Below are 1,056 nucleotides of genomic sequence, written 5' to 3' on the forward strand. Positions count from 1 at the left end.
ATGGAAAATCCCAAACCGGATAAACGGCTGGCCAGAATTATCAAGGAATATCCAAGCCTTGATGAAAAGACAAAGGATATGATTGATGCTATAATCAAGATAAGTAAAAAATGATGCTGAATGTGATAGCTGCGCCCTGCATTTGCAGCGCTTTTCTTTTGCCCAAAACTAAAGGGCCATTCTCTGATCTGAGAACAGCCCTGTGATTATTATTTGGTAGCAAAGTTCGCCTTATTCCGAATCGCCCTCTCTGGGATATTTTGCCCGTATCCTCTTCATCACTTCCAAATGGGTAAGAGGTTTGCCTGTCTTGATATCCCAGTACTTATTTTTATCATCACCATGTTCGAACTCTATACGAACATTAAATTCATCCTTTAATATAGAGGTTATTTGGGTATAGTTCTTCGTAGTGTGGCCAAATTCAGGTAATCTTAATGCTTGTCGTAAAATTTGATTTTCTACATAAGCACCGCCGGATACAGCTTCCAGGTCTTCAATGTTCAGCTTTTTATCAATTATATCTTTGTTTTGCAATTTCTCTGTTCTCATTTTTTTCCTCCTTTATGCGTCAAGCCCTACTTCTCTTTGCAGCCAGTACATCACATCTTCATCTGAAATCGGAACCCGTTGCCCTCCTGCAATTTTACCGTATATTTGATAACATGTCATTTTTCTGGACCACCAACCAACCTCATACTCTACATTGAATTTATCCTTTAAATACATCTTAAGTGCATCGTCTCCATACTTCTTTCTATAAACGTTCTTAAACTCATCGCTGTAATTTGCAACTTTCCAAAACTGGTTTTCGGTATACTTCGATCCGCCTGTCACTACCTCCAGCTCATCCAATTCCAAGGTTTTGTCAAAGGCTGACTCTTCCAGCTTTTTTTTCTTGATATCATCCATTTTCTTTTCCTCCTTTTGTTTGTCCTTCCAGCTTTTTTTATTTTCTTTCTTGTACTTTATATTCATGAGAGGATAAAAGTGTTATCTCTTTTTTACTTTTCTGCAAAAAATTTGGTTTTCCTGCAAAAATGGAGCCTATCTCAA

Annotated in this window: 2 protein-coding genes; both read right to left on the bottom strand. The window is 37.6% G+C overall.

Translation table 11 applies throughout. The features are described 5' to 3' along the window. Positions 1-231 precede the first annotated feature (231 nt). Positions 232-552 (bottom strand): hypothetical protein, encoded by a 321-nt coding sequence (locus tag T355_RS0112325; RefSeq protein ID WP_027398001.1) that lies wholly within the window; start codon positions 550-552, stop codon positions 232-234. Positions 553-564: 12 nt separating this feature from the next. After that, complete coding sequence (locus T355_RS0112330) at positions 565-912, bottom strand: hypothetical protein (RefSeq protein WP_027398002.1); 348 nt, start codon at positions 910-912, stop codon at positions 565-567. Positions 913-1,056 lie beyond the last annotated feature (144 nt).

Origin of the sequence: Anaerovibrio lipolyticus LB2005, from assembly GCF_000621545.1 — a bacterium.
GTDB lineage: Bacteria > Bacillota > Negativicutes > Selenomonadales > Selenomonadaceae > Anaerovibrio > Anaerovibrio lipolyticus_A.

Bases quoted from the DNA above. Each gene is read 5' to 3' on its own strand.
- T355_RS0112325 (WP_027398001.1), bottom strand. From the start codon at position 552: ATGAGAACAGAGAAATTGCAAAACAAAGATATAATTGATAAAAAGCTG.
- T355_RS0112330 (WP_027398002.1), bottom strand. From the start codon at position 912: ATGGATGATATCAAGAAAAAAAAGCTGGAAGAGTCAGCCTTTGACAAA.